We start from the raw sequence: 1651 nt of genomic DNA, 5'->3' as shown, positions 1-1651 counted from the left end.
TCCGCCGCCAACGACGACGGCGAGCCCGGCGGCACCGCCGGCCGGCCGATGCTGGAGGTGCTGCGGCACCAGGATCTGGACGGCGTGCTGGCGACGGTGGTGCGCTACTTCGGCGGCGTGAAGCTGGGCGCGGGCGGCCTGGTGCGGGCCTACACCGACGCGGTGGCACAGGCGCTGCTGAAGGCGGAGAAGGTGCCGATGGTGCGGCTGCGGACGCTGCGCTGCACGCTGCCCTACGCGCAGGAAGGCCTGCTGCGGCGCGAGGCGGAGAAGGCGGGCGCCGAACTGGTCGAGGTGGCGCATGGCGCGCTCGTCGAGGTCACGCTGCGGCTGCCGGAGTCGGCGGCCGAGGGCTTCATGGCCTCGCTCGGCGAGTCGGGGCAAGGCCGGATCGGGTGGCTCGCAGGCCCGGAAGATCCACTGGCTCCAGCGCGATAAAAGCCCTTTTAAGGGCCATTAGCCTCTGAATCCTGGGTTAGCGGCCCTTAAAAGGGCTGCTATCGGCGCCACCTCTCCATCGCCCATCCGCGAAGCCTGCCCGCCGGGCGCGCCCTAGAATCGCCGGCTGTTTTCCCACTTCCGCGCGAGACTGCCCGTGGCCGCAACCATCCTCCAAAAGATTCCCGCCGGCGAGCGCGTCGGCATCGCCTTCTCGGGCGGCCTGGACACCAGCGCCGCGGTGCACTGGATGCGCGGCAAGGGCGCGATCCCCTGCGCGTACACCGCCAACCTCGGCCAGCCCGACGAGTCCGACTACGACGAGATCCCCCGCAAGGCCAAGGCCTATGGCGCCGACATCGCCCGCCTGATCGACTGCCGCGCGCAGCTCGTGGCCGAAGGCATCGCCGCCATCCAGTGCGGCGCCTTCCACATCAAGAGCGGCGGCGCCACCTACTTCAACACCACGCCGCTGGGCCGCGCCGTCACCGGCACCGCCCTGGTCGTGGCCATGCGCGAGGACGGCGTCAACATCTGGGGCGACGGCTCGACCTTCAAGGGCAACGACATCGAGCGCTTCTACCGCTACGGCCTGCTCGCCAACCCGGCGCTGAAGATCTACAAGCCCTGGCTGGACCAGACCTTCATCGATGAACTCGGCGGCCGCAAGGAGATGAGCGAATACCTCATCGCCAATGGCTTCGACTACAAGATGAGCGTGGAGAAGGCCTACTCGACCGACTCCAACATGCTGGGCGCCACCCACGAGGCCAAGGACCTGGAGTTCCTCAACAAGGGCATGAACATCGTCAACCCGATCATGGGCGTGGCCTTCTGGAAGGACGACGTCGCGATCAAGGCCGAGACGGTGACCGTGCGCTTCGAGGAAGGCGTGCCCGTCGCGCTCAACGGCCAGCAGTTCGCGAACGCGGTCGAACTCTTCATGGAAGCCAACCGCATCGGCGGCCGCCACGGCCTGGGTATGTGCGACCAGATCGAGAACCGCATCATCGAAGCCAAGTCGCGCGGCATCTACGAAGCCCCCGGCATGGCGCTGCTGCACATCGCCTACGAGCGCCTGGTCACCGGCATCCACAACGAGGACACGATCGAGCAGTACCGCATGAACGGCATGAAGCTCGGCCGCCTGCTGTACCAGGGCCGCTGGTTCGACCCGCAGTGCCTGATGCTGCGCGAGACCGCCCAGCGCTGG

General features: G+C 68.0%; 2 protein-coding genes. Both read left to right on the top strand.

Annotation, left to right across the window (positions count from 1 at the left end; genetic code table 11):
• On the top strand, positions 1 to 438 hold a 438-nt coding region (locus FUT87_RS24820), incomplete at its 5' end, for a YigZ family protein (protein WP_147242725.1).
• A gap of 157 nt (positions 439 to 595) precedes the next feature.
• The coding region (argG, locus tag FUT87_RS24815) for an argininosuccinate synthase (protein ID WP_147242724.1) at positions 596 to 1651 on the top strand (1056 nt) is incomplete at its 3' end.

Source organism: Mitsuaria sp. TWR114 (assembly GCF_007997345.1).
Note: the sequence above shows the minus strand (reverse complement) of the source record. Positions and strands in the feature narration are given on the sequence as shown.